Origin of the sequence: Leptolyngbya sp. FACHB-711 (genome assembly GCF_014695615.1) — a bacterium.
Lineage (GTDB): Bacteria > Cyanobacteriota > Cyanobacteriia > Elainellales > Elainellaceae > Leptolyngbya_A.
On record NZ_JACJOR010000151.1, the window covers coordinates 22,048 to 48,559 of the forward strand.

Consider the following 26,512-nt stretch of genomic DNA (forward strand, 5'->3'; position numbering starts at 1 on the left):
GCAGGCTTGAGAAAAATTGCAGCAACAATTGGCGCACCGATCAGACAGTGTGCTATCTTTGTCTCAAGTCTGGGTGATTTTTAGACAAAAAATCCCCGCCGCTGAAAGACTTACTTTTTCAGCGATTCAACCCCCCAGGGGGACCTATGAAAAACCAAATAGACCGTTTAAGAACTAAAAACCGCTGGTGTTAGAGATTGGCCCCTCCTTAACCAGTGGTTTTTGCCTTTCTGCTACTGGTTCTTATTTGTTTGAGCATTGGTTCGCTAATTTCACCTCCTTGGCTAGATGGACAAACTTGGTCTCTAGTGGCGCTCGACCGATCGGGTTGAGGGCGACTAATTTGCAAAGTATAGATCCGATCGGCGTTTGAGAGAAAATTGATATCTCCAAGTCGGCAGGGTTAGGGGCTATATCTACTGCACAGCTTGGAGTCGTTCATCGCTTCTGGTGCAGTCAGTTCATTTTGTTGGGGTGATAGTCATGGCGTTAGCTTCGCTCCACGTAGTGTTCACCCTCACTTTTTTGCTGTAAAAACTTGCTCAGCGGTCAAATCTAGCCGTCCGAAGACGGCAGACTCGATTGGCTCGTCGTCCCGAAACTGCTGAGCCTCATACTTGCCATTCACCAAAGCATAGATTGTGAGAGTAGGAGACTTGGGGAACCCAATATATTTGGCTGCACCTAAGCCTTCGTAATCAATCACCCAGTATTCCTGCACTCCTAACGCCTCATACTCTTTCAGCTTTCTGTCATAGTCCTCACTGGCTGAACTGGGGCTAACAATCTCCACAACGAGAAGACTGGGGGTTTGAAATACAGCCGTCTGATGCAGCAATCGCTCAGCTTCTGCTCTAGACACGATCGCAACATCGGGCAGGCGAGATGAGGCAACTTCTGTTCGTTGCCCTGGCTCCCTCACGGTTTCCCATTCTTCTGGATCTAAATGCGCTTCAATTGCCTGGTCTAAAATTCGTTCTAAAAACTTCGCAATTCGGTAGTGCAGCATGGTTGGAGGGTTCATGCGATGCAGTTCCCCCTGCACCAGTTCGTAACGCTCGTCAGTTTGAGCGCAGATGTCAACGTATTCTTCAAAGCTTACTCTCGGTCGAACTACTGCTTGTGTCATGGCGTTAGCTTCGCTCCACGTAGTGTTCGCTCCTATCACTCAAACTCAGGTGCCCAGATTTCAGCAACCAGAAGTTCCCATCCTGGTAGAAGTTCTGGAACGGTTAAAACGTCCCCATCCTTCAGGATTTCAGCGTCCTCAACTCTTTTAATACCAGGACGGTACACTTCCAGTGTTCGGCTTCTGGGATCGACCAGAACGCCAACGGATGTGCCTAACTCAATAAATTCCTGAATCTTCTGTCTCAACTTGGGTGTTGAATCGGTCTTGGACTTGACCTCGAAGCTAAGGTCAGGGACGAGTTGAGCAAAGTCTTGGGTCGGACGTTTCAAACGCTCTGCCTTGATAAATGAAGCATCAGGGGCGCGAACATCCTCATCGGAGTTAGGCAGAACATAACCCCCACTGGAGCCAATCACTCGACCCAATCGGCGCGGTCTGACCCAGTTGGCAAGCTGGCGACCGATTTCTAGGGCAACCTCGTCCGACTCTAGCCCGGATGGACTCATGATGATAATCTCCCCTCCCACCAGTTCCATCTGCCAGTCAGGATGCTCCGTTTGCAGCTTTTCCAAGTCCCGCAGTGTTAACGCCATACATCTCTTCCCAATTCCTACTTAATTTCTCCTGTTCTTTCTGCCTGTTCAACTTCTTCCCTTATAAGCGTTTCTAACAAGTTGCTGACAGAGCGGTTGCGTCTCTCAGCCAACCGTTCCAACTTTTCCTTTAATTCCGGCTCAACGTAGGCAAAAATTTTTGCCTTGCTAGTGGGCACAATCCCAAATCCTTCAAGCGTTTCATTATCCATAAGGGTACACCGTCCTACTTTTTTAGTCTCAAGGTGGTAGCACTGTAGTTTTACTGTGCTACTATCATAACTTATAGGAATCGAAAAACGATCGCGCAATAGCTACAGCACGACGGACACACGACAGCAATGATCGAAACTCAAGCAACCCCCTTAGAACAGCAGCTATACACCTTCGATGAATTGCGCTGGCATCTTGCCAAATTCCGAGGTAAGAAACTCCCGCCCAGCACGCTGCGAGATTGGCTGACCATTCTAAAAATTCGACCCAACGAGGTGGGCTGCTATGAGCCAGAGGATTTGAAGTGGCTAGTCCGTTATTGCTTTTGGCTAAAGCGCGGCGGCAGTGCAAAAGGCTTTCAAATCATTCAGCAAAAGGAGATGCAAAATGCCAGTCGATAAGAATGCAGTCCTCAACGGCAACGGTAAAGCACAGCAGTCAGAGCAAGTTCAGCCCACCCCTGACGAAGCCACAGCCCTCGCAGCCCTCACTCAGACCGCAGCAGGCACAATCCGTCAATCAATTGGAGCCATGACCCAACTGGCGGAGAAGCTAGAAGACCAGCGTGACCTGGTGACTGATCATGCCGCAGATCGCGTTGCTGCCATTCTTGATCCGCAATCCATTCAGGCAGAAATCGCTGTCAAAACGCTCTCGCGACTGGAGGGCAAATCTTTCGTCCCTTTCGAGTTGGAGGCGATCGAGTTACCCGAAGTGCGGCAATATGTGCCGCAGTTGCCTCAGTCCTATGCTGTGGCGGTGTTGCCTACCTGCTCCAACGGCAATGGCAGCAGCCCAATTGGTGCTACGGGGAGCGAAACAACCTCCAATGGGAAACCCAGAACGGAAGCGGGGAAGGGGTTCGGTCTGCCGCGCAACGATTCTTAGATTGTCAAAAGTGAGCCATGACCGCATCTACCCTCCCTCCAGGCTTCAGCCTTTCGCCAAGAACTTTCCCTCATGGACCCGATCGACAATCGCACTCTGAGTCAGCTACAACTCAGCCCCCCTTCCCCAGGCAAACTGTCCTGGTTTAACCTCGGCTCGATCGCCCGCCAATGCCAGCGCCTCTCTGCTAAGACCTGGCTCTGGCTCGCGATTGGCAGCATGGGCATGAGCTGTGCAGGCTCCCTGTTCTGGCTCGTCTTTCGTCAGGATGGACTGCAACTGGCTGTCACGCCAACCCAGGAGTCTTATCTTGCCAAAGACTTCAGCCCCGAAATGCTGGCAGGCATTACCCCCAAAACACCAGAGCCAGAAGCGATCGCCAAACTCTATGCCATCATCCCCAACTACGAATACATCCTGTCTGAGGCTGCCTCAACTCACATGGAGACGATGCTGCGCTATGAGGCAGTGCGGCTCAACAACGAGGCACTGAAGGAAGTTCAGGAGTCTCGCTATGACGCGACTGACCCGGCAATCGACATCGACTTAGGCAAGTGTCCTGATGTGGTGAACCGACAGCGGTGTGTCCTGCTCCGCTTTGCCGGGGACGGTCTCAAGCTGATTCAGCAAGGGACGATCGCTCGTGATGCTCAAACGGTCGCCCTGGGCTACACCCGCTATCGCGCCGCATTGCTGGCACTCTATCCCCAGGAGCCGGTGCCGCCGGATAGCTCGATGGTGCTGCAAGGGTTACTCAACTATCGCCTGCTGGCTTACGCCCTGCTCCAGCGCCTGCCTTCGGCTGATCCCTTCGCACAGAAGCTTGACCCCAAGCTGACGCAGCAGGAGGGAGCCAGCCAGATCGAGCAAGCCAATCCCGTTCCGGTGGGAGGGCAGTAGCGCCATGTATCTGGGCAAGGGTCAAAAGCGAACGCTGACGGCTGGGTTGCTGGGAGTGGCTGCTCTGCTGTTTGTGCACGGGGGCAGCAAGGTCTTCAGCAATCCTCAAACCTTTAGTGCCGCAGAAGTGCAACGAATTCATGACCTGGGCATGAGACGCCAATCGATCGCCCTGACTGGCAAGAAGGAAGCCGCTGTGGCGGGTGTGCTGGAGATGGCGCTGGCAATGGGCTGTCTGATGCTGGCAGTTCCTCTCTCCGAGGCAACTCCTCGCCGGATTCTGCCTAAGTCGCTTGACCCCGCCGACACCCCTAAGAGCCACATCCCGGCTCCCCCGGATGCCCTGATACTCCTGCGATCGCGACTGGCAGAACTGTTAAGTGACTATCCCTGGCTGAAGCAGTGCATTGCCTGCGAGAGTCTAATCCTGATTGCACCTGCCGGGGGTGGCAAAAGCTCGATTGCCTCGGTCATTGCCTTTCTACGAGCCATCCTGCGCGGACATCGGGTGATCATTCTTGATCCGCACGGCTCTATCAACATCGAGCGAGGGGTATGGCTGGTTGGGGATGTGGTTCAGTCCGAGGTGGACATTCTAGGGACGCAGGCCACGATTACCGCGCGTCACAGCAAGCAGGAAGCGCACTCCGCCATTCTGGATGAGTTTGGCGCACTCTGCGCGGACAAGAACTCTGCCACCGCCCGGTTTGCCGCCGAGATTGTCGGCAATGCCATTCGCAACAACCGGAAGTTTCACAACCACTACATCTTCCTTTGTCATGGCAGGGCAAAAGGGCAGATGGGCGGGGAAGCGATGCCCTCCGGCTACCTGGATAGCTGGACCTACAAGAGTGCCGTTCTGGAACTGGAGACGGACTACGACGAGTGGGGTGAAGCGGTGTTTTCAGGACGTGCCCGGTTCAAACCAGGCGGAAATAGCTTCGACGATGATGCCGCTTACACTCCACTCCAAATCCCCGACTTCCTCAACCCGATCGCCATCCGCAACGAGTTTACCCACCTCTTTGCTCACCTGGGGCTGAAGCAGGCCGAGCAGCGAGCCCAGCAGCCCCAGTACGACCCCAAGATCGAACAGCTGATTGACGAGGCACTGGCGGAAGAGAATCTGCCGCAAATCAAGACTCTGCTCGATCGGATTTATGAGTCATCCAAGGAAGTGAATCAATGTACCTCGATCGACCCGATCGAAATCGTTGCTCAGTTATCTGATGCTGCCAAGCAACTGCTCGTTTACTACTTCGATAAAGGTCAGAAATATGCCAATTCAGAAGGGTGGCTGGAGGTGAAAGTGCTGCGGGAAAATTGGGCAAAAAACAAAGGCATTCTGGCAGACCAGCTCAAGGTCATTCTGATGGAAACGGTAACAGCCGAGATTGCAATTTTGGAGCGTACCTGCTGGAAGCCAAGGATTACTAAATCAGACTTGCCGCCCAGCTTGGGACAGGTGTAGGTGTCAGCAGATGTGCAGGTATTCCTTGCCCAATCACCGTTTCAGCAAACCTTTTGTTCAGGACTGAGCAGGTTCGCACCTTTACGAGAATCTGCTGATTAACCTGCCCACTAGCATTACCAGAAACAAGCAAGATTTGTCAAGAAATCGATCGAGAAACGAGTTTTCAACTGTTAGCAAATTGGAGCACCCAAAATGTCAGAACAAAGCAATCGTTCAACCCATGACACGGCTTACCGAGCCGGTCAAACCACACGCGGATTTGTTGGAGAAATCGCGACTGGAATGAGTGGGTTTATCTGGACAATTACCCACCCTGGAAAATCATTTCTGCGAACCGTCGGCGTGATTGGAATTTGGAGCGGCCCTGCCGCAATCATTGGTGGCGTTGCCTACTTGCTCGCAGGGCAACCGGGGACCAGTCAGTTCGATCTGTGGCGACCCGCGACCTGGGGTGCGAGTGCCGTCGATGCAATCCGTCCTGGCATCAACACCGGGCAGCAGCTAATCCGCATGCAGTTAAACGAAGTGCAGCCCGGAGAACCCGGACAACCCGCAGACGAACCGGGATATCGGAGATAGCTCATGCGACGCTGGATCGATCGCCTCGACGTATCACTCAACCGCTGGGGTAGGCGTGTTCTTCAGATCGGCGTCGTCGCTGCAGTTTGGGGAGTGGCTTACCTGGACCTGAAGCAGCCAGGCTATCTCCAGTTCTATGACCCTATCCCCTGGAGTGCGATCAATCAGCTAATCGGCAACTGGGGGGAATGTCCAGTGGCAGATGCCATCAAAGTTCCTGGCATTCCCTCGATCGTTCACTTTCTACAAATGCCCTCGACGTTGGAGGATTGGCGGAGACGGTTGGGTCAGCCAACCTGTTACAGCAGCGAGGACGACAAAGAGATTTATATCTGGAAGCTGCAAGCCCTCTTCAACCAGCAGCTCTTGCTCCGCATTGAGTTCCAGCAGAATGCTGCCACCGGCTATGAGTTTCTCAGACAGAAATGACGCTCTTTCCTGCGACGCCTCCTCCGGTCGAAGCACTTAGCCCTGACCTCCAATTCAAGCTTTGGGAACGAGAACGTACCCGTGTTAAGCGAAGTTGGTTTTTCACCTTGTTGCTCTGCAGCCCGGCGATCGCCTTTGTGGTATTCCAGCCGGTGCATGACGTGGTTGAGACGGTCTACCGGGGTGCAACCTTTCTGCATTGGTTGACCGGATTAGTTTCACTGCCTCAGTCAGGCATGGGAGCAGCAACGATCGCAGCAGGGACGGCAGGACTGAATGGGCAACAGATCGCCGTCGCCCAGGAAATCATTCAGGCAGGGATCGATCGCGGGTTGGACCCGGTAGACATCAAGCTGGCGTTAATGGCAGCGATGCAAGAGTCCACGATGCAGGAACTGGAGCACGGAGACGACTGGTATTTTGAAGCAATGGGCTGGGGCAAGTCTGACTCCCTCGGTCCCTTTCAGCAGCGGGAGCGCGGCTGGGGCAGCCGAGAATGCCGGATTGATGCGACCTGTTCTGCCAACTGGTTTTACGATGCTCTCCTAAAGGTCTCCGATCGTCGCGCAATGCCGGAGTGGCAGGCGATCGCCACAGTTCAGCGTCCCGCGAAGGAATACGAGCAGCATTATCAGCAGTGGGAAGAGACGGCAAACGCACTGCTGAAAGCGGTTAAAGCAACACCTATTAGCAGTGCAGCGTCAGGCAAAGTCTTTCCAATCGCCGGGTTCACGGTAGCGAACATCAATTCAGCCTACGGAATGCGGGATGGCAGGATGCACTACGGGGTTGATTTGGCTGCCCCAATCGGAGTTCCGATTTTAGCGACGCAAGCCGGGAAGGCCATGGTCGCGCAGATGGGCAGCGACGCTTGTGGCGGACAGGTCGAGATTCAGCACAGTGACGGCAACGGAGAGCGAATTTGCCATGCTTCTGAAATTTTAGTGCAGACAGGCGGTCAGGTGAGTGCGGGACAAGTAATTGCCAAGGTGGGCAGCACGGGACGCAGTACGGGACCGCATTTGCATTTTGAACGAATTGAGGGAGGGCAATCGATCGACCCTACGCCTTACCTGAAATCAATTAGCAGCACATCCCTTAGCAATGGAGCAGAAAACAACGTTAAGCCCGACACAGATCCCCAGAGAAAATCGCAGTGGGATCTATCCAAGATTCAGTTGCCTTTTCTCCCTTTTGTCTGGCAGCCCCAGACGCTCACGAGTAATGACCCCGACCGCTTCATGGTTGAAATCTGGATTCAAACTGATGCAGGCGCGGCTCCAGCTAGCGGCATCATCATTCGGGAAGACGGTCTAATTCTGACCAATCATCACGTTATTGCTAACGGGCACCCTGGCATCGCTACTGGCAGGTGTGGTGGTATGGGAAGCATCCAAATTGGAAGAAACGGCAGAAGAGCAGTTTGAAGTGCGGTTGGCTGCCCGAGAATTACGCCGCAAAGAATTAGCCTACCGATCGTCTTCCTATGACCTGAGAATGCAGCAAGAGTTTGGATTGCTGCCAGAGGTAGAGGAGGCGATCGAAGTCCTGTATCGTACTGTGCCTCAGCCCGGTGAGCCGGAGACCGAAGAGGCGATCGCTGGCGGGGACGAAGACGAGTTGCCCCTGTTTGAAGTGAGCCGGATTCAAGACCCAGACTTTTGCCCCTGCATTGCCATCATCGGGGTTCCCGGCACTGGAAAGTCCACGCTGATCAAATATCTGATCCAGACTCAGTTCCCCGGCAGCGAGGTGATTGTCTTTGACCCGGAAGCGGAGCCGCACGACTGGCAGGGATATCGCGTGCTGGGTAAGGAATGGCAGACCGACGAAATCCTGGATCAATTAGAGAGTGACCAGGAGGAGATCCAGCAGCGGGGACGACTGATCAATCGAGGACGGAAATCCCAGCTTCAGCAAACGCTGCGAATTGTCGAGGAAACTCCAACCCTAATCGAGTCCTGTAAGCCCAAGAAATCGGGGGAGGACAATCCTGTGATCGCTTGGCTGCTGCCAATGGTGCGGCTGGGTAGAAAGCGACGGATGCGGGTTTTTCTTGTTTCTCAGGAATGGTCAGTCAAAGCGTTAGGGCTAGAGGGCTTGGGCAGCCTGCGTCGCAGCTTTGCCCGCTTCTATCTGGCAGAAGACGCCTATGAAGCCATTCGATCGCTGTCGCCCCTGCTCAGGAGCAAGACAAAAGCCTGGCTAGATGAACAGGAACGTCCCTGCATTGTGGGACATCGGGGCAGGCTCTACCGCTTCCCCATTCCCCATCTGGCGATCGCCCAGCCGATTGAGGGCAGCCAATCAAACCAGACCGATATCCGACGATTGCTGGAATGGATTGATGAGGAGGACAGCTAGTGGGGAAGTTTGCCGATCGACTGGCGTGGTTAATGGGGTGGGACATCCTAAGCGTTGAACCACACAAATGCCATAGCACTAGGGAATGGGCAGCACGTCTGTCCTTACCCAGAGCAGCAGAGCTTGAGGTGCAGCGAATTGCCCAGGAGCAGGAACGGCAAGCAAGACAGCTGCAGCCCCAACTATCACCGAACGAAAGCGATCGTCTTCAACTGCCAGCGTCAGAACCGGCGATCACTGACCCAACTGCTGACACCGAAGATCAGATGAAAGCGATCGGTTCTGCTCAACCCTTGCCGTTGTCGCTTGTAGACTTGCTGGAAGCAATGCTGGAGCAGCAATCGGGTGAACTATTGCTATCTCAGGTTGAAGCGATCGTCTCGAAACCCAGATTCCGGCAGGTGTTTCCTCACCTGGGACAGGTCGATCGGGCTCAGCTAATCGCAGCCTTAAGACAGCTAGAAGCTCAAAAACAAGGAAAACTAAGCTTTCCTGCCAACGACAGTCCCCTCTTCTTGCAGCACAAGGCACCTGCCCCATGCCACGATTCCTGCATAGCAGCACAATTAAAACACTCTCCAAATCGGGCAGTAGCAGACCTACCAGCACAGGTTAAAGAGTTTTTAGAGTATTGCGATCGGCGAGCCAATAGATATGCAGATGCAGAGGGTTGGTTTCATTTCACTAAGCTCAGAACAAACTGGGCAGCCGATCGGGGGTTCAACGCAGAGAGTTTTAGGGCATTCCTTAACCAGATAAATCAGTCTGGGTTAGGCGAGTGGATGCAGAACGATCCGATGAAATGGCGTCCAATCCACATTAATTGTGGGTAGTGTGGACAGGTGGAATCCAAGCAGAATAAGGTGTGGAACGATCCATCTCTATCTACACTTATCCACTAACCCGCACTACGCTTTGCGCCTTCTGGCTCAGTGGGTAGCCTAAACTAAAGTGCTGTCTGCTTTGATGCACAGACTGCCGCAAATTCTGCCTTGCCCCGCTGCTTGACCCAACTCAATTCGCTGTTTCACGCTTGAGCGTTCTTAAGCCCCTCCTGTGAACTCACCACTATCCCAAGCTGAACTTCAAACATGGGCAGAGCAAGTATTTGAACGCCCTAGAACCCTTCAGGAACTCCCGTTAATTCTCGTCCCACCGAACCTTTTAAGTCTGCCGACGGGACATTGGAAGACTAGCCCTGCTATCCAATCAGCGATTCAAAATTGGCTTGAGGAAGCTGGGCTAGACGATGAACGGCTTCGACTTGAACGACAACTGATTCCGCATGCCCCGATCTACCTTCCAGATACTTCTGAGGGACAAAAGTTTTTCAGGTTAGCTAAGGCGATTGCTGACATCCCGCTCAACGCACTCATCCTGCCTAAAAATCAGGATCAGGGGTACTGGCTCAAGACTTTGCATTACTACTGGCAGGCACGAGGAGTTGTCATTGCCCAACAACTCCTGGGTGTGATTCCAGACCCGCTGGGAGAGTCCGGAGTTTTAAGGGAGCGGTTGTCAGACCAGAACCTTGAATGTCTAAGGCTCAGCAGCGCGATCGATATTGCTTGTTTGCAGCTTCTAACTCATGGAGAGCTTTACATTCAACGGTGGGCAAAAAAGAATCAGGTTGCCTACCCTTTTGAGACTCCTGGGGATTTGTTTCTGGAATTGCTGAGAGAAGATTTTCTTGTGATCTGGCAGCTGGGACCTGGCAATCAGGAAGAGAGTCTCTCCAAAGCAAAACAGCGAGATAACCTCGCTGTCCGGGTTCGATTATTGAGACAATCGCCCTGGCTCAATAAGCAGGGGAATCGCCAAGACTACAACCCAACCGAGCAGGAGTATCTTCAGTATTTGCAACAGGCAGGGTGGAGTGGACATTGGCTCCTGGCATTACGTCCGCACATGTACGAGCAGCGGATAGAAGCTGATTGGGAAGCTTATACTCGTGCGCTCAGTAAAGGGAAAGAACTGACTGTCAGTCTTCTGGATTGGCTAAGGGGTGAACCCTTTGCTCGACCTATGAGTAACTCTCATCGAGGTGTAGAAGGAACCCTCGACCTCCTGGGTTACATTCGTTGGATCTGGATATAACAGGTGAGTTCTCCCTAAGCCGATCGCCCAAGTTTTGCAATGAGGGTTTATGTAAAACATTGTTAAGGGTTCGAAATTACCTCTCATCCCCCTTCCGTAGCTGATATTTCTTAGCTAGAAATTCAAATGCCGGAAGGTTTTCTAATGACTTTTTCTCCAGCTTATTGGCAATTCATTGCCTGGTTTTTTCTTGAATCTACTATTTGCTTAGAGATAGGAATCAAGAATGATTTGCGCTCGATAATCGGGGTTCTCGTCTCTGCTTGGAACAGCTTTCTTTTCAGCTTTTTTCTACTGTTAACCTGGGTTTTGTGCATAACCCACTCAAGTGGGATTTGCCCAAAAAACGTGGTATTATCCAATCAGGAAAAATTCCTTGAAACCGTTGGAAATACTATTGAAGAGATGACCGAAGAAATCGTTGGATACATTCGGGTTTCTTCGCGAGAACAAGCAGTTGATACGAATGCACTGGAGCAACAACGCGCCCGAGTGATCGAGGCAGGTGCAAAACAAATTTTTGAAGATGTTCAAAAGGGGAAGAACGATAAACGTCCTTCTTTTGTGAAGCTCATCGAGCTTGTTAAGCGGGGAAAGATCCGAAAGATTATTATTACCAGAATTGACCGAATCACCCGTTCTTTAATGACCTTAAAGAAACTGGTTGACACCCTTGAAGAGTACGGGGTTAGCTTGGTAATTCTGGATCAAAAAATGGACCTAAGCACTGCTCAAGGAAAGATGGTGCTGAATGTGCTGGGGACACTGGCAGAATGGGAAGTCGATCTCTTGTCCGAACGCATTCAGCACGGCAAGAAGCACCAGCGTATCCAGGAATGGGCGAATGCTTCCTGTCCTTGGGGGTACAAGGTCATTAATCGACGGTACGTACTCGACCACACCCCTTTTCTCTGTCTCCTAACCGATCGCCCTGACAATTACCTGGAACTGAGCCAGAGTACTGACCTGAGCCTGCTGCCAGGACGTACGATCGCCCAGTTAGCTAGAGACTGTATTGATATTTTCTTTGCGAAGAAGGGGGCACGTCGGGCAATAAAGGTGATTTTTGAGAAGTACGGGATCGTGAAGACCCATGCCAAATTTAATGGATTTGACAAAGTCTTTTATTGGTCCGCCCGTGGGTTTACGCTTTGGCTCAAGAACCCTGTTTTGGATGGTCACACCTCCTATCTCCATTACAAGACAGTGCGGGGTAAGCGTCGCCCTTTACCAGAGGAGGAATGGCAGGTAATTCGGGACACTCATCCTGAGCAACGGCTGTTCCGAGATGGGGAAGCCGCAGCAGTCAAAGCCCTTTTCGAAGTCAACACCTGCAACGCGAGTGGTGCCTTCCAGAAGAGCCTGACCGGAACGGACAACTATCGTCCCTTTGCTTATCAGACTAGGTTGATCTATTGCCAGGAATGTGGTTCCCGCTGCACACCGAAGGGCAGTAGTACCAACACGGAGTACCTTTACTACGCCTGTCGTCATGCAGGGGTCGGTTGCAATAACCACAAAGCAATTCGGCGTCGAAATATTGAGGAATCGCTGATTGAGGCACTGGTTGAGAAGTCTCACCGTCTCAACCAGGAAGAATCATCTACCGAAGAGACACCTCTTGCTCGCTCAGAGGCTTTAGCTCGTCTAGAGGCGAGATTAGAATGGCTGGAACAATCCCCTGGCTTTGATCCTGAGATTGAGTCCCTAAAGCAAAAGACACGCCAGGAGATTGAGGAGGAGAAAAATCCGTTTCTCTCGAAGGACAAGGTGTTCGATAGCTCTGTGGAGGATCTGATTCGAGCGGGCAACAACCTGGCGATCTGGCACCTGTTGAATAACGACGAAAAAGTCGAGATTTACTGCAAGCTCGTCCACAGAATCTACATCCAGGACGGCAAGGTCGTCTCTGTCGTGTTTAACCAGTAGGAGCCTTTTGACGATGTACCTCCAGAACAAGTTGCTTGATAAAAAACGGTGCTACGAGCTTGCAATGCAATCTGCCCTGGAAGGGTGGCAGCGAGATCCAGTCGAATTCAAATGCCCTGCTTGTGGTTCCAAGAAAATTGGGACTCGTCCTGGGCTACGAGGTAAAAATCCCTGCTGGTGCCCTGTCTGCAAGAACCACTTTGATCAGCCTGCGCATTTTGTCTGCGACTGTTCTGAACCGGGCAGTCAAAGCAAGTGTCATGACTGCCCAAACTTTCACAAGCTGCTCGCAACTGTGAAAGCAACGGTTAAGGAGTTGCAGCCCCGCGCTCCTAAGCAGTCTCAGCTTGGTAATGATGCTTAAATTACCGATTCATTACCCACCAATCATGTCAATCAAGGAGTTCGATATGCCACGCAAAGTTATTGGTTATGCACGAGTGAATGCTAATGCTCAATCCGATCTCGATGAGCAGATGGCTCAGTTAGAAGTTGCTGGGGCTACAGAGGTATTGGCAGATGTTCAGTCAGGTATGTCAAGCGATCGGGCGGGTCTTAATCGCCTGATGAACTTGATTGCCACTGATCAGGCAGACATGGTTTTGGTGACTCGTGTTGATCGCCTAAGCCGCTCTGCAACCCAACTTTTGCAGTTTATCAATCTCTGCCGAGATAAGAATGTTGCGATCAAAGTGCTAGAACAAAACCTTTCGGTGCTCTAACCTGAACAGGGCTAAGAGGCGATCGCTTCTGGTGTAAAGGCATCTGGGGCGATCGCCTCTCAATATCCAGCTTCTAATAGAGAGCACTACAATCGTGGTTTTTCAGGAGGCAAAGGAAGTGAAGCTATCGTATCAATAGCATTAATGATGTGCATCATCTTGCGAATCTCAAGTGGAAATACAAATTTGAGAACAGTTTTTGTCTTTGACTAGAAACATGTTAGTCAAAGACTGCAATATCAATTGCTGATAAAGTGGAAATTCCTACTAACTTCGCAAATGCTCCTCCATTGCTTAGCCCTGATGCGCTCCCATTAGGGTTGTAATAAAGGTTGCTATCGGCTGAATTGAAAACAATCTTAGCAGTGCTTGTTCCAACCGCTGATAGCGAATTCACCTGGGCAAACTGATTCGATCGGATTGGCAAACCAATACTTAAGTCGGTGAATGTGTCGTTATCGAGAACGATTCGATCGCTTCCACGCACAAAATCTTTTACTATGTCGAGTCCCATGCTTTCAACATTAAACCTACCGTTGCCTTTAAAGGCAAAGTAATCACTTCCACTTCCTCCTGTTAGCTCATCATTTCCAGTAGTACCGTAAATCAAATCATCTTCGCCCAAGCCACTAGCCCTTCTTCCTGTTAACGAAAGTGGTTCATTTTGGTTGTTAACTTTGATAATGCCCTCAAAAACGAATTGGCTTGGATCCCAACCTCTACTAAATGAATTACGTCGAAACTGCGATCGAGCAGGGTCATCGAGACCTAATAAGTTGCCGATGAGTTTGCGATTGCCTGAGAGCATATTGGTAAAGGTCGCATGTACTCTTGAATGTTCATCGTAAAGTGATGGGAAAGTGTTGCCGAAATCCATCACATAGGCTTCGTCCGCTGTACCTGCAAAAACAGAGTTGCCCAAAACACTTTGATTTCCGACATAGGCTCTGGAGAAGTTAGATACAGCAGCAAAATTACGAGCATCTACAGCGTAGGCGCCGAGAGCTTCAGAAGGCGGATCGAGCGCAATTAGTCGGTTGACGCTTCGGAATCGTGAGCCAATTTCGCTGCTTACTAGCGAACCAAGGCTATGACCAACTAAATTAAGCTTGCTGCCATCCGTGAATCCCCATGCCTTAAGTTTGTCGAAGGCAAAATCTGCAACATCATCGATCCATCGAGAAGCTGCAATATTGCCAGCTTCATAATTTTCAATAAATCCCGTACCAGCCGCTTGGCTCCAATCTAACAGCAACACAACGTCACTAGGTTTGTTCTGACGAACCTTCCTTGCCAAGTCTGCAAAAGTTCCAGTATCTGAGTTTAAGCCATGTGAAACAATCCAAACCGTTTGTCCTTTATATGCTTGTACCAAGCTAGCAGGGGCAGTTCCAGGTTGATAGCCAGATACTTCAAACTGAACCGGTTTTGACTCAGAGAGAGAGTAAATTTTTTCGCGTCCTTCTAATGCAAATAGATTAATTACTTCATTACTGGATAAGCTACCAACTTTTTCAATGAAGCCCCTACCTCTCTTCCAACCGGTGTCAGACTCAAAAAATTTAACAATGTTCAAATCCGTCAAATCGATCTCGCCGTTCCGATTCACATCCACAATCAAATTTTTGCCTTCTCGACCTAAACCGAGTCGCCCTTCTGTCATGCGGGTTCTCTCAATTCCTGGAAAAACAAGAGAATCACTGCCTCCAGAAGTGTCATTGATTAAAACATTGGTTCCATTTTCAGGACTTTCAATCTTATACACATCGTTGCCTGAATCGCCTAGCAGTATGTTCGCGCCACTGCTAGAAACCAGGGTGTCATTGCCTGAATTACCTAGCAACGTGTCCGCACCACCGCTTGATATCAGAGTGTCATTGCCGAAACCACCATCTAGGTAATCATTACCTGAACCACCATCTAGGTAATCATTACCTGAACCACCATCTAGGTAATCATTACCTGAACCGCTGGTTAACGTATCGTTGCCATCATAAGCATAAATAGTACTGTTGCCGCTTCCTAACCAAGAAATATTGTCTCTCCCTGAGCCTGTTCTAGCATTAAGCGTTTCAATGCTGCGAAGTTGTGTTCCATTATTCTCAAGCTTTCCATTGCCTGATGTATCGACTTTAAGAGTAATCGCTGCATTATGAGTCAGCGCTAGCCTAAGCGTATCGTTTCCTGAACCACCGTCTACATCATCTGCTTTTTGGGTGACTCCCCGCTGATTCCAAAGCGATAATCCAAAAATATCATTTCCGTCTCCACCTCTTAAAACATCGCTTTGTCCTCCATAAGGACCGGTAGGGACAGGAAGATGATCATCTAAGGCAGTTCCTGTGATGTCGAATCTTTCCATGCCTGCGTAGTTGATGTGTGAACTACTCTTTCCATTACCATTTGGCAAGTAGAACGACCCACTGCCTGTGTAGTAGATTACACCGCCTCGCAGTCCATATTGTGCCTCAACTTTGGAGTAGTCAATTTTTAAGGTGTCAGTTCCTTGGGCTTCGCGAACACGGTAACGCCCTTCTGTTGAAATGAAAAAAGTATCATCTCCTCGTGCTTCATTCAGATATTTTGGAATCGTTGAAATTCCACTTTGATCTGGGTCGGTTCCATCTGCTTCTGTAAAAGTTCGACCTTCTTTAGAAGCTCTTGCCTGATTTAAGGAGTGCTTGATCTTCTTATCCATGAAATTTAACCTCTGCTTAGTGTTAATCGTAAATAAGGGCTGACGCGACCAAAGCCGTTGAGACGGGGAATTTGATACCAAGTCTTTACCCTATGGCATAAATTCAGACTAATTCTCTGATTGTGATTTTATTTGAATGTGAGTTTATTCTCACAGAGCTTCATCAACTCTTATTCCGTGAAGGTTTTAGCATTAAATTCTAGGAATCGAGCTTTTGAGGGCTGATGTTTGTGCAGTCCACACAGCCCTCAGCGTAGCTTTTACCGATATTCGAGCCATCCACTGTTACAAACATCAACCTCCATATCTTGAGCAACAGATCCGTTAGAGAAGACAGCGCGAAAATCGTACAAGCAACGCTGAGAAGACTGATCGCCGAAGATCACTCTAGTATTCCTCCCATGTCTGAGAACGCTGCTGCCAAGAATGTCATTGTTCCAGTCTGAAAGATGGGAACCTGAAACATAAAGACGCTGAAGTGTGTAGCCTGAAGAATTATATACACGAAAGCTCGACTTACTGGCTAAAGCAGATGGAGCGAACAGCGTAACTAACGATAGAGCAACAGCAGGTGTGAAAAGCCGCATCATGTTTTTCTCCTTGAGATTTGAGTAAGATGAACGATTGAGCAATCAGTTTAGAAATGCATGGTTACTTGGTATCTGCTCTAAACTGATTTCATCTTGGTGCAAAGCACTTATTACAAGACTGAATGTGATAAGAATTTCTCATCTTGAATAGGAACAGCAGAACTGTCTACGATCTGCGGCATTTGTGAGAACTAGCTCGTTGCTGTGCCATTCTGTTCGGCAGAAGTGAAAAAAATCTCACATTTCTGCTCACTAGCCTCAGGTTCTGTTAAAAAAGGACTGTGAATGTCTGAGGCGATGTCTTTTTTTGAAAAGTCTTGATGAAGCTAGAGGGTGAGCAAGGCAGTGATTACTAAAAAGATGCTAGAGACCATCATCAATAAAAGACTGACTCGTAAGCAAAGACCAGTCCTGGAATGCGTGCTTCAAGGAAAAAGTAATCAGGCAATTACCCAGAAGTTATATACGCCACATACAGATCCGTCTACAGTGAGCAAGCAAATCTCTGCCATTTGCAAGGCATTTGATGAAGAATTTATCCAACAGGGTGAATCCCTGCGGCTTAGTAATGATAAAGGCGAGTCCTATCGACTCAGAGATGAGTTGATCGAACTATTTGTCCGCTACGATCCCAATAACCCTCATCTCAACCCCGAATTGCTCAAACATCGAAGCATTGCTTTAGAAGAACCTGACTACCCAGTTTCGCTTGAATCAGGGTTTTATATTGAGCGTCCGCCCCTGGAAACTCGCTGCTGTGAGGCAATCAAGAAACCGGGTGCGTTGCTACGGATCAGGGCACCTAAACAAATGGGTAAATCCTCTTTGCTCAGTCGAGTGCTAGATGAGGCGGTTAACCAGGGCAGGCAGGTAGTGGCTTGGAGTTTGTCGGAGCTAGATCGTGATCTATTAGACAGCTTAGAGCCGTTTCTGCGTAGCTTTTGCTGGGAAATGTCACGCCAACTAGATCTAGAAAGCTCTGAAATCGAGGCGATGATTGCTGATGTCTGGAATCCAGGAAGTTCACAGAAGATGAATTGTAGTCGATACTTTGAAAAGCATCTGCTCCCTCGAATTGACGGCTCTCTGGTACTGGCTCTGGATGATGTGGACTGTTTGTTTTCTCAACAGATACTGGCTGCTGAGTTTTTTACAATGCTGCGAAAGTGGCATGAGGATGGCATTCATCAGAAAAGGGACTGGGGAAAGCTACGATTTGTGGAGCTATGCTCTGAAGTGGTGTACAAGCAAAGGGGGAAGAAACGGCGTATCCTGCTGGATAAGCAAAAGAAAGACCAGACGAGGATACACCATGAGTAAGGACAATCTTATTGCATTTCAATCAGGAGAATCATCAGCATCGTTTCGAGATGCCCTGACAGAATTAGTTCGCAACGGTGCTCGCCAAATTATTGCTCAAGCTGTTGAGGCAGAGTTACAAGAGTTTTTAGCGCAGTACCAAAACCTCAAAGACGAACAGGGACGGCGTGCTGTCGTTCGCAACGGTTATTTGCCGGAACGCACGGTTCTAACTGGGGTTGGTGAAGTTGAAGTACAGGTGCCGAAAGTGCGAGACCGCACGCATAACGGCATCAAGTTTAATTCTTCGTTGTTGCCACCTTATCTCAAACGCGCCCAGAGTGTAGAGGAGGTGTTGCCCTGGCTGTACTTGAAAGGGGTGTCTACAGGAGATTTCTCAGAGGCATTGGCATCATTGCTCGGTCCTCAGGCTGAGGGGCTATCGGCAAGTACGATCAGTCGTTTGAAAGCCAAATGGATTGAGGAGCATCACCAGTGGCAGAATCGGTCACTGAGCGGGAAACGGTACGTGTATGTGTGGGCAGATGGCATCTACTTCAATATCCGCAACGAATCTGACCGCCACTGCATCCTGGTCATCATCGGTGTGACCGATACAGGCGTCAAAGAACTGCTGGGACTGGAGGCAGGCTTGCGGGAGTCGGAGTTGAGTTGGAAGCCAGTGTTGCTGCGCTTACAAGACCAGGGACTCAAAGTGGCACCGGAACTGGCGGTTGGCGATGGCGCACTGGGGTTTTGGAAAGCACTGGCACAGGTGTTTCCGTCTACTAAAACCCAACGCTGCTGGGTGCATAAAACTGCCAATGTGCTCAACAAGCTACCCAAAAGCCAGCAACCGCAGGCGAAATCTGCTTTGCACGAAATCTACCTGGCAGCGACCAAAGACGAGGCAGATAAAACCTTTGACCGCTTCATCAAAACCTACGAAGCCAAGTATCCCAAAGCCGTGGAGTGTTTAACCAAAGACCGGGAGGCATTGTTGGCGTTCTACGATTTCCCAGCCGAACATTGGGTCCATCTTCGCACCACCAATCCGATTGAATCGACCTTTGCCACCGTGCGCTTGAGAACCGATAAAACCAGAGGCTGTGTCTCTACTGACAGTATTGTGTCGTTGGTGTTCAAACTGGTGCAGAGTGCTCAGAAGCGATGGTTACGCATTCGAGGATTCAAACGATTAGGGGAGGTGATTGAGGGGGTGAAATTCAAAGATGGCATTCGAGTGGATCAATTAGTGAATTCAGAACTCTGTCAGGACGCTGCTTAATTCTTCCTCGTACACCAGATTTGACAATAGTTCCGATTTGTGATTGCCTATTCAACTGAAGACTATGTTCAACTGAAGGTGAATCAGTCACCATTTAATGTGGGATTGCCGTTTCAACTGCCCGAATTTACGCTGCTGCAAATGCGAGAGTTGGCAGTTAGGCATGGACTGAACTGGGAAACTGAGCCGGGCAAAGAGCGAACGGAGGGAAAGGACTATAGCTTGAGGGCACTGCATTCGCTGGTGGGCGGACATCCTTATCTGGTGCGCTTGGCGATGTACGCTGTCGCGCAAGGGGATCGGTCAGTCGAGCGGTTGCTGGATGAAGCTTTGACAGATGCTGGTGTTTATCATCGGCATCTGTTACGCCATTGGAATGTTTTAACCCAAACTCCAGATTTGGCTGCAGCGATGAAGCAGGTGGCTAGCGCATCTGAACCGGTGATGCTCGATCAGGGACAGAAGTTTAAGCTGCACAGTATGGGGCTGATCGAGTTTCAGGGCAATGAGGTGGTGCCTCGCTGTCAGCTTTATCGCGATTATTTTCAGCGTGCACTGTAGGGGGATGGAATGGAATACCAGGTTGGCGGGTGTTTGCCCCCACAGAGCGATAGCTACATTGAACGACGGGCTGATGCTGAACTGTATGAAGCTTTGCAGGCAGGTGAGTTTTGCTATGTGCTGAACTCACGCCAGATGGGCAAATCAACGCTGCGTAGCCGCACTTATCAGCGATTGACAGCAGATGGCGTGACCTGTGCGGTCGTAGATTTGCAAGGGATTGGCACGAGTTTGCTTAACCCCAAGATGTGGTATGCCGGGGTGGTGCAGTGTCTGATTGATGATCTGGGTTTGCCGATCGAGTTATCAGACTGGTGGCGCGACCACAGACATCTTGGACCCGCCCAGCGGTTAAATCAGTTTATTCGGCAAGAGATTCTCGCTCCCACCGATCGCCCAGTAGTGATTTTCGTGGATGAGATCGACAGCATTCTAGATGTGCCGTTTTCACTGGATGATTTTTTGGTGTTGATCCGCTCGTTTCATCGCCAGACGAATCAGGCTGCACGGGTGACGTTTGCGTTGTTTGGGGTGGGAACACCCGATAGTCTGATTCGAGATAAAAGCAGCACACCGTTCAACATTGGTCGCCCGATTATGCTGGAGGGGTTTAGCTTGGCTGAGGCGCGTCCCTTGGCACTGGGATTGGCAGAACGAGCAGAGCGTCCAGAAATCCTGCTGCAAGAAATTTTGACTTGGACAGGTGGACAGCCTTTTTTGACTCAGAAGCTCTGTGCGCTGGCACAGCAAGAACCAGGAATGCCGGTTTTGCTGGGGCAGGAGTCTGACTGGATTGAGCAGTTGGTGCAGCGGCAGATTGTAACAAACTGGGAGTTTCAGGACCAGCCAGTGCATTTTGGTACAATTCGCGATCGCCTGTTGCGCCAGGGGGAACGCCAAACGGGACGACTGCTGGGGATTTACCAGACCATTTTGCAGCAGGGGGCAGTGCAAGCGGCAGCAGTGGATGTGGATCAAGCAGAACTGCGGTTGTCGGGGCTAGTCGCAGCCCGCCAGGAGCGACTGGAGGTGTTTAACCCAATCTATCGGCAGATTTTTAATCAGGAGTGGGTGAGTCAGGAGTTGGCGAAGCTGCGCGACCCATTTTATGCCGAGGCGTTTTCAGCTTGGATGAAGTCCGGCAAGAAAGATGATTCGCGGCTGTTGCGAGGGGAGGCGTTGCAGAAGGCGCTGGCTTGGAAATTAGGCAAGCGGCTAAGCGATGAAGATGAGGAATTTTTAGATGCTAGTCAGCAGAATGAGTTGGAAGTAGAGAAACGAGCCAAACGGATTACAACCAATGCATATAAGAGGGCAAGCAATGCATATAAGAGGGCAAGGAAGCAAATTCGGATTGGGGTAATTGTTCTGGCGGTGTCAATTGGAGTAGCGATACTTTCTGGCATTTTTGCCCAATCGCAAATTCAGGCAGCAAATGGAGCGCGGCAGGAGTTAGAGACTACCCAGCAGACCTTGGTTACGACGAAGGACAATCTGACGAATGCCAGGCGGAATCTTGACATTGCTGTGGCAGATAAGCGACAAGCTGAAGTCGGAGAACAGCAGGCATTAGCAAATCAGCGGGTTGCTGAAACGGGACAACGGCAAGCTGAAGCAGGGTTGAAACAGACGCAGGTGGGTTTGCAGGGAGCAACGCAACGGTTGACGGCAGCGAATCGGCAGGTGAAGTTGGCAACGGCGCAAGCGATGCAGGCAGGGCAGGAACGCCAGCAAGCTCAACAGGCAGCAGCACAGGCAAGGCAGGAACAGCAAAAAGCTCTAGCTGACGTGGCAATAGCACAAACTACACTAGCCCTTGCAAATGTGCGGTTAGCAAGCACCAATTCAGAGGCACTATTTCTTTCCGGGCAACCCTTTTTTGCCCTACTGGAAAGCCTGCGGGCGGGGCAGCAGTTAAAGCGACTGAACCCAGCGATGTGGCAGCAGGACAATACTCAAGCCAGGGTGATAACGGCGCTTTATCGCGCGAATGCAGGGATAGCGGAACGGAATACACTTCAAGGACATAGGGATGAGGTCAGCAGTATTAGTTTTAATCCCGATGGCAAGACGCTTGCTTCAGGGAGTAATGACGGCACTGTGAAGCTATGGGATGCAGAAACAGGCAGAGAACTCCGTATCCTCGCTGAACATCAGAGCCGAATCAGCAGCATCAGTTTTAGCCCTGATGGCAAGACGATCGTTTCGGGCAGTTCTGACAAGACGGTGAAGCTGCGGGATGTTGCAACGGGTAGAAAACTCCACACCTTTACTGGGCATCAACATCCGATTTATAGCGTCAGCTTCAGTCCCGATGGTAGGACAATCGCTTCAGGAAGTTGGGACAATACTGTGAAGCTATGGGATATTACAACGGGTAAAGAACTTCTTACTCTCTCTGGGCATCAGAATCACGTCACCAGTGTCAGTTTCAGTCCTGATGGCAAAACGATCGTTTCAGGAAGTTCTGACAGGACGATGAAGCTATGGGATGTAGAAACAGGCAGAGAACTTCTTACCTTTACTGGACATCAGAGTGGAGTCTATAGCGTCAGCTTCAGTCCCGATGGTAGGACAATCGCTTCAGGGAGTCGGGACAATACTGTGAAGCTATGGGATATTACAACGGGCAGAGAACTTCTTACTCTCTTCAGACATCGAAGTACAGTTACCAGTGTCAGTTTCAGTTCTGACGGCAAAACGATCGTTTCAGGAAGTTCTGACAGGACGATGAAGCTATGGGATGTAGAAACGGGCAGAGAACTTTTTACTCTCTCTGGGCATCAGAATCAGGTCACCAGTGTCAGTTTCAGTCCTGATGGCAAAACGATCGTTTCAGGAAGTTCTGACAAGACGGTGAAGCTATGGGATGTAGGAACGGATAGAGAATCCAATACCCTCTCCGGTCATCAGCGGGAAGTCAATAGCATTAGTTTCAGTCCTAATGGCAAAACGATCGTTTCAGGAAGTTCTGACAAGACGGTGAAGCTATGGGATGTAGAAACAGGCAGAGAACTTCGTACCTTTACTGGACATCAAAATCTCGTTAGCAGTGTCAGTTTCAGTCCCGATGGCAAGACGATCGCTTCAGGAAGTAGGGATGATACTGTGAAGCTATGGGATGTAGAAACAGGCAGAGAACTCCGCACCTTCGCTGGACAAGAAGTTAGTTTCAGCCCCGATGGTAGGACAATCGCTTCGTGGGGCAGGGATTCGACCGCTGAAAACTTTGGCGCTAGTAGCACTGTGAAGCTATGGGATGTAGAAACAGGCAGAGAACTCCGTACCTTTACTGGGCATCAGAATCTCGTTAGCAGTGTCAGTTTCAGCCCTGATGGCAAAACGATTGCTTCAGGAAGTGGAGATGATACTGTGAAATTGTGGGATGTAGAAACAGGCAGAGAACTCCGTACCTTTACTGGACATCAAAATCTCGTTAGCAGTGTCAGTTTCAGCCCTGACGGAAAAACGATTGCGTCAGGGAGTTGGGATAATACTGTGAAATTGTGGGATGTAGAAACAGGCAGGGAACTACTCACTCTTACTGGGCATCGATCCTGGGTATTCAGTATCAGTTTTAGCCCCGATGGCAGGACGATCGCTTCAGGAAGTAATGACGGTACCTTGAAATTGTGGGATGTAGAAACAGGCAGAGAACTACTCACCTTTACTGGACATCAGAATCTCGTTAGCAGTGTCAGTTTCAGCCCTGACGGAAAAACGATTGCGTCAGGGAGTGGAGATGATACTGTGAAATTGTGGACGTGGGATTTAGAGAAATTAATGACTGATGGCTGTAATTGGATTAGCACCTACCTCATTACTCATCCAGACGATCGACCTTTGTGTGAGGGGTATCTGGACAATCAGAATGGGCAGAGATGAGAGTAAGGACACAACTTTTGAAAGAGCGTTTCAGATGCAGTCGATGAATTGATTAGCATAAAGGTTTGATTCACAATTCACTCAAAAGGAGATGATGAAATGGAATGGTGGCAACAGCAGCAGCAGCAGCAATATTATGAAGACCAACAAAGACAGCAACAGCAACAATGGTTGAATCTTTTTCAACAGCAACAACAGCAACAACAGCAACAACAACAGCAGCAAAGACAATGGGAAGAACACCAAAGGTACTGTGAAGAACAACGTAGGCAACAGCAGCAAGAAGAACAACGTAGACAGCAGAGCTGGTCGCAAGACCAACCAGTACAAGACAGTTCCAGCCACTACAGCTCCAGAGGATCGGTTTCGGACAACCCCCCTCCAAGCAAGAGTTACCGTCCTTCCAACCGTTTTCGTTATCGATTATTTCTCATCCATGCCAAGAAACTGATGATTTTAGGAGTAGTTGCAGGCGGAATCTATGCTGTCAGTCCTGCACCCATCGATCGTGTTATGCAGAATTTGTATCGGGATCATCAAGCAACTTCCACCTCATCTAAAGCCAAACCTCAGTCCTCCTCCCAAGCCTTCCAACTAACTGCTGAGGAAAAAGCAAGAAATCAGGAACTCAACGCTGCAATTGCTCAAGCTGGAGTCGATCGTACTACTTTTTTTGCCGCAGTGGATAGAACGTTCTATGCCCAGCATCCTGAACTCGCTGGACGATCGCTTACCACCCATCCCAGTGATGCTAACCTACGTCAAGAATGGAAAGAACTTGCCAAGAGCCAACTACAACAGGTTAGCAAGCGAGCTAAATAGGTCCATAGCAACGATTTTGACGATCAGAGTCCATTGGGCGACGTTCAATCGCTTTCGATCGTGGGAATCTCCTATCTTTCGGGAGCATCTTTCCTTTTTACGTCGAAAAGCGCGATCGCGACAAAATCTGCACAGCAGACAGTCCAGCCGATATAACCCCTTATCGTCAGAATCGTTGCCATATCCCAGCATCACATCCCCATTGAGGAGCTAGAGGGTTAGCTGCTGTCTGCTCAAGCTGGTGACAATTAAGCAGCACGCGATACATCTACAACATCAAGGAGTTCCTATCTCGAAAAACCAAGACCGGGGGACACTCTACGAGGACACGAAATTCTGGCTCCATACATACCCGTGCAAACAGGAGCATTTGCAGCAGCAGCACTGACTATTTCTCTTATTTGAAGATATCTTTCCCAACGAAGTTCGTAAGCTTCAATGATCGCTTGTTCCTCTGGAGTATATTGTGGCTCTTGAAATATTGGGCCCACCGATCTATAACTCCACGGCAAATCTCCTCTATCAAGCAGAAAGCTAATACTTTCGCCGTTAACACGACAAAATGACAATCTACGGTTATAGATTCCCAAAGCATTGTTGATACAGTTACTCAAGTCCCAAGCTTCTTCAAGTGAAAAGTCTGAGACCATTCGCCGCCATTCTTCCAAGCTAATGTCTTCAGCACGCTCAGCCAACGCAGGGATAGGAAACGATAGGATTACTACACTTAGCACAACCGTCTTGAGCCACACTGACGCTCTGAAACACATTTTCATTAATTAATTCCTCGCGATTTTCAAACTTCTGTAACGAGAATCTATTGCAAGAGAACAACTAACAGCCGATTGACTTTGTGCTTCGGCTCTATTTACCGCGGCTCTTAATTCTGTCAGTGCTTCTACTGAAGATAGCACCTCACAATTGACCTTCCGGTTGCACCCATACACCCAGCCAGCTAACAGTTCATTAGGCAGAGCTATACTGTTTATCTAACTATTTGAGGGAGGTAAGCAACGTATACGCTGCCTAAACACCTAATTTAGGCGGATAGGTAGGACTACGCTCTATACTTGCCCATTCTAGAGAAATATACAGCAGAACTCCGTCTATTTACTGAATTTCTTCGGATAGTAGTATTAAATGTTCACGCTCGGAATTGTCACAAATAATACAATGGTTGAGCTTCAGTCATTAGAAGTGCGATCAATGTTTTTACCCCTCATTCATCACATTGGCGAGAGTAAGATCAAAGTAGCTTCCCTAGCATGAGGTGCTGATGATGGTTGCACCCTGCTCCCCTGTATCCACGGTTCGCTTAGTCGATAACTACTGCCGTGTCTCCCTTCCGGTCCTGTTGCATTGGAACTAATAGGTAAGCTGAAGTTCTTTAATCCCCCATTTCCTCCTGCAATTGCCGCATCGCTCGATCGTACTCGGCAAGCGGTTCAAGTCCTACCGCTCTGCGTCTTTCATCCACCTCATCCGGTTGCTCAATCGGTCTAGGACCAAAAACTCCCTGCTCGTCCTCGTAGTACTGCGTCCCGTAAAGTTGAGGTCGCCCCTCATTCACCCGCACTCGGTCCTCCAGATACGCTACTGTCGTTGCATCTACATCGCTCATCAAGTGCTGCATCAGGTGGAGACAATCTCGCTGAAACGCAACATCATGATCTGCATGTTGAGCCAGCAACCAGGCATAATTAGCAGCTTCTCGCCCAACTTTGGAAATGGAGGGCCAGCCAATTTCCCCAATAATTTGCTTCAATCTTTGGGTGTTGCGAATATCGACCTCTGCATCCCACTCCTGGCTATTTCGCATCTCTTGGTCACGCTCCCCCATCTGCACTAACTCATCGGCGATGCTCATGTTTGGGGGTGGTGAGTTCAAATTACTATCTGAGGTAGTCATGAATCCTCCTGCTCTGTCTCGCTCTTTTTACAGCAAATTTCATGTGAATAGACCACAGTGATTGAACCAACCAATGGCGTCATCTTCAGTAATGAACTGAACTGCTTCCGTCATCGCTTGGTCGAGGGCTTGATCGGTGC

Annotated in this window: 24 protein-coding genes; 17 read left to right on the forward strand and 7 right to left on the reverse strand. The window is 49.7% G+C overall.

Annotation, left to right across the window (positions count from 1 at the left end):
• Positions 1–517: 517 nt before the first annotated feature.
• The 3 genes from H6F80_RS05150 to H6F80_RS05160 are packed head-to-tail and all read right to left on the reverse strand — an operon-like array spanning position 518 to position 1,937.
• A complete protein-coding gene (locus H6F80_RS05150) occupies positions 518–1,129 on the reverse strand; it encodes a Uma2 family endonuclease (protein WP_190790525.1) in 612 nt (203 codons plus the stop codon).
• Between the two features lie 35 nt (positions 1,130–1,164).
• Entirely contained in the window at positions 1,165–1,725 is a 561-nt protein-coding gene (locus H6F80_RS05155) for a Uma2 family endonuclease (RefSeq protein WP_190790526.1), read from the reverse strand.
• A gap of 17 nt (positions 1,726–1,742) precedes the next feature.
• Positions 1,743–1,937, reverse strand: a complete 195-nt coding sequence (locus H6F80_RS05160) for a ribbon-helix-helix protein, CopG family (protein WP_190790527.1) — start codon at positions 1,935–1,937, stop codon at positions 1,743–1,745.
• A gap of 129 nt (positions 1,938–2,066) precedes the next feature.
• On the opposite strand from H6F80_RS05160, the gene H6F80_RS05165 reads away from it, so the two are divergent.
• The 12 genes from H6F80_RS05165 to H6F80_RS05220 all read left to right on the forward strand — a co-directional run bounded on the left by H6F80_RS05165 (position 2,067) and on the right by H6F80_RS05220 (position 13,320).
• Complete coding sequence (locus H6F80_RS05165; RefSeq protein ID WP_190790528.1) at positions 2,067–2,339, forward strand: hypothetical protein; 273 nt, start codon at positions 2,067–2,069, stop codon at positions 2,337–2,339.
• Entirely contained in the window at positions 2,326–2,826 is a 501-nt protein-coding gene (locus H6F80_RS05170) for a hypothetical protein (protein ID WP_190790529.1), read from the forward strand. The genes H6F80_RS05165 and H6F80_RS05170 overlap by 14 nt, the downstream gene beginning before the upstream one ends.
• 72 nt (positions 2,827–2,898) lie before the next feature.
• Positions 2,899–3,726, forward strand: a complete 828-nt coding sequence (locus tag H6F80_RS05175) for a hypothetical protein (protein ID WP_190790530.1) — start codon at positions 2,899–2,901, stop codon at positions 3,724–3,726.
• Between the two features lie 4 nt (positions 3,727–3,730).
• Positions 3,731–5,197 carry a P-loop NTPase family protein gene (locus H6F80_RS05180; protein ID WP_190790531.1) on the forward strand — a complete coding sequence of 489 codons (1,467 nt, stop codon included), beginning with the start codon at positions 3,731–3,733 and terminating at the stop codon, positions 5,195–5,197.
• Positions 5,198–5,392: 195 nt separating this feature from the next.
• Positions 5,393–5,779: a hypothetical protein gene (locus H6F80_RS05185; RefSeq protein WP_190790532.1), complete on the forward strand. Its 387-nt coding sequence runs from the start codon at positions 5,393–5,395 to the stop codon at positions 5,777–5,779.
• 3 nt (positions 5,780–5,782) lie between these two features.
• Positions 5,783–6,208, forward strand: coding sequence for a hypothetical protein (locus H6F80_RS05190; RefSeq protein WP_190790533.1), 426 nt, complete (start codon positions 5,783–5,785; stop codon positions 6,206–6,208).
• Positions 6,205–7,635: a M23 family metallopeptidase gene (locus tag H6F80_RS05195; RefSeq protein ID WP_190790534.1), complete on the forward strand. Its 1,431-nt coding sequence runs from the start codon at positions 6,205–6,207 to the stop codon at positions 7,633–7,635. Before H6F80_RS05190 ends, H6F80_RS05195 begins: the two co-directional genes overlap by 4 nt.
• Positions 7,547–8,572, forward strand: a complete 1,026-nt coding sequence (locus tag H6F80_RS05200) for an ATP-binding protein (protein WP_190790535.1) — start codon at positions 7,547–7,549, stop codon at positions 8,570–8,572. Before H6F80_RS05195 ends, H6F80_RS05200 begins: the two co-directional genes overlap by 89 nt.
• Entirely contained in the window at positions 8,572–9,405 is an 834-nt protein-coding gene (locus H6F80_RS05205) for a hypothetical protein (protein WP_190790536.1), read from the forward strand. The genes H6F80_RS05200 and H6F80_RS05205 overlap by 1 nt, the downstream gene beginning before the upstream one ends.
• A gap of 223 nt (positions 9,406–9,628) precedes the next feature.
• Entirely contained in the window at positions 9,629–10,669 is a 1,041-nt protein-coding gene (locus tag H6F80_RS05210; protein WP_190790537.1) for a hypothetical protein, read from the forward strand.
• Positions 10,670–11,074: 405 nt separating this feature from the next.
• A complete protein-coding gene (xisF, locus tag H6F80_RS05215; RefSeq protein WP_199296392.1) occupies positions 11,075–12,598 on the forward strand; it encodes a fdxN element excision recombinase XisF in 1,524 nt (507 codons plus the stop codon).
• A 410-nt stretch (positions 12,599–13,008) separates the two neighbouring features.
• Positions 13,009–13,320, forward strand: a complete 312-nt coding sequence (locus tag H6F80_RS05220; RefSeq protein WP_190790538.1) for a recombinase family protein — start codon at positions 13,009–13,011, stop codon at positions 13,318–13,320.
• Between the two features lie 220 nt (positions 13,321–13,540).
• On the opposite strand, the gene H6F80_RS05225 is transcribed toward H6F80_RS05220, so the two are convergent.
• Positions 13,541–16,018, reverse strand: a complete 2,478-nt coding sequence (locus H6F80_RS05225; RefSeq protein ID WP_190790539.1) for a hypothetical protein — start codon at positions 16,016–16,018, stop codon at positions 13,541–13,543.
• Between the two features lie 1,079 nt (positions 16,019–17,097).
• Between H6F80_RS05225 and H6F80_RS05230 the strand changes: the two genes are divergently transcribed.
• Genes H6F80_RS05230 through H6F80_RS05245 form a run of 4 tightly spaced genes read left to right on the forward strand, consistent with a single transcriptional unit; the run spans position 17,098 to position 23,641 of the window.
• Positions 17,098–17,928, forward strand: coding sequence for an AAA-like domain-containing protein (locus H6F80_RS05230; RefSeq protein ID WP_190790540.1), 831 nt, complete (start codon positions 17,098–17,100; stop codon positions 17,926–17,928).
• A complete protein-coding gene (locus H6F80_RS05235; protein WP_190790541.1) occupies positions 17,921–19,195 on the forward strand; it encodes an IS256 family transposase in 1,275 nt (424 codons plus the stop codon). Before H6F80_RS05230 ends, H6F80_RS05235 begins: the two co-directional genes overlap by 8 nt.
• Positions 19,196–19,234: 39 nt before the next feature.
• Complete coding sequence (locus H6F80_RS05240; protein ID WP_190790542.1) at positions 19,235–19,756, forward strand: AAA-like domain-containing protein; 522 nt, start codon at positions 19,235–19,237, stop codon at positions 19,754–19,756.
• Between the two features lie 9 nt (positions 19,757–19,765).
• Complete coding sequence (locus H6F80_RS05245) at positions 19,766–23,641, forward strand: WD40 domain-containing protein (protein ID WP_190790543.1); 3,876 nt, start codon at positions 19,766–19,768, stop codon at positions 23,639–23,641.
• A gap of 70 nt (positions 23,642–23,711) precedes the next feature.
• On the opposite strand, the gene H6F80_RS05250 is transcribed toward H6F80_RS05245, so the two are convergent.
• Positions 23,712–24,026 (reverse strand): hypothetical protein, encoded by a 315-nt coding sequence (locus H6F80_RS05250; RefSeq protein WP_190790544.1) that lies wholly within the window; start codon positions 24,024–24,026, stop codon positions 23,712–23,714.
• Positions 24,027–24,091: 65 nt separating this feature from the next.
• Between H6F80_RS05250 and H6F80_RS05255 the strand changes: the two genes are divergently transcribed.
• The gene (locus tag H6F80_RS05255) at positions 24,092–24,463 is read left to right on the forward strand and encodes a hypothetical protein (protein WP_190790545.1); all 372 of its coding nucleotides are present in this window, start codon (positions 24,092–24,094) and stop codon (positions 24,461–24,463) included.
• 287 nt (positions 24,464–24,750) lie between these two features.
• Here the strand turns inward: H6F80_RS05255 and H6F80_RS05260 are convergent, their stop codons facing one another.
• Entirely contained in the window at positions 24,751–25,158 is a 408-nt protein-coding gene (locus H6F80_RS05260; RefSeq protein WP_190790546.1) for a hypothetical protein, read from the reverse strand.
• A gap of 692 nt (positions 25,159–25,850) precedes the next feature.
• Positions 25,851–26,372, reverse strand: coding sequence for a DUF6624 domain-containing protein (locus tag H6F80_RS05265; RefSeq protein ID WP_190790547.1), 522 nt, complete (start codon positions 26,370–26,372; stop codon positions 25,851–25,853).
• Positions 26,373–26,512 lie beyond the last annotated feature (140 nt).

Excerpts from the sequence above, each read along its gene's own strand:
- H6F80_RS05150 (WP_190790525.1), bottom strand. The coding sequence starts at position 1,129 with ATGACACAAGCAGTAGTTCGACCGAGAGTAAGCTTTGAAGAATACGTT.
- H6F80_RS05155 (WP_190790526.1), bottom strand. The coding sequence starts at position 1,725 with ATGGCGTTAACACTGCGGGACTTGGAAAAGCTGCAAACGGAGCATCCT.
- H6F80_RS05160 (WP_190790527.1), bottom strand. The coding sequence starts at position 1,937 with ATGGATAATGAAACGCTTGAAGGATTTGGGATTGTGCCCACTAGCAAG.
- H6F80_RS05165 (WP_190790528.1), top strand. The coding sequence starts at position 2,067 with ATGATCGAAACTCAAGCAACCCCCTTAGAACAGCAGCTATACACCTTC.
- H6F80_RS05170 (WP_190790529.1), top strand. The coding sequence starts at position 2,326 with ATGCCAGTCGATAAGAATGCAGTCCTCAACGGCAACGGTAAAGCACAG.
- H6F80_RS05175 (WP_190790530.1), top strand. The coding sequence starts at position 2,899 with ATGGACCCGATCGACAATCGCACTCTGAGTCAGCTACAACTCAGCCCC.
- H6F80_RS05180 (WP_190790531.1), top strand. The coding sequence starts at position 3,731 with ATGTATCTGGGCAAGGGTCAAAAGCGAACGCTGACGGCTGGGTTGCTG.
- H6F80_RS05185 (WP_190790532.1), top strand. The coding sequence starts at position 5,393 with ATGTCAGAACAAAGCAATCGTTCAACCCATGACACGGCTTACCGAGCC.
- H6F80_RS05190 (WP_190790533.1), top strand. The coding sequence starts at position 5,783 with ATGCGACGCTGGATCGATCGCCTCGACGTATCACTCAACCGCTGGGGT.
- H6F80_RS05195 (WP_190790534.1), top strand. The coding sequence starts at position 6,205 with ATGACGCTCTTTCCTGCGACGCCTCCTCCGGTCGAAGCACTTAGCCCT.
- xisF (WP_199296392.1), top strand. The coding sequence starts at position 11,075 with ATGACCGAAGAAATCGTTGGATACATTCGGGTTTCTTCGCGAGAACAA.
- H6F80_RS05220 (WP_190790538.1), top strand. The coding sequence starts at position 13,009 with ATGCCACGCAAAGTTATTGGTTATGCACGAGTGAATGCTAATGCTCAA.
- H6F80_RS05225 (WP_190790539.1), bottom strand. The coding sequence starts at position 16,018 with ATGGATAAGAAGATCAAGCACTCCTTAAATCAGGCAAGAGCTTCTAAA.
- H6F80_RS05235 (WP_190790541.1), top strand. The coding sequence starts at position 17,921 with ATGAGTAAGGACAATCTTATTGCATTTCAATCAGGAGAATCATCAGCA.
- H6F80_RS05245 (WP_190790543.1), top strand. The coding sequence starts at position 19,766 with ATGGAATACCAGGTTGGCGGGTGTTTGCCCCCACAGAGCGATAGCTAC.
- H6F80_RS05255 (WP_190790545.1), top strand. The coding sequence starts at position 24,092 with ATGATTTTAGGAGTAGTTGCAGGCGGAATCTATGCTGTCAGTCCTGCA.
- H6F80_RS05265 (WP_190790547.1), bottom strand. The coding sequence starts at position 26,372 with ATGACTACCTCAGATAGTAATTTGAACTCACCACCCCCAAACATGAGC.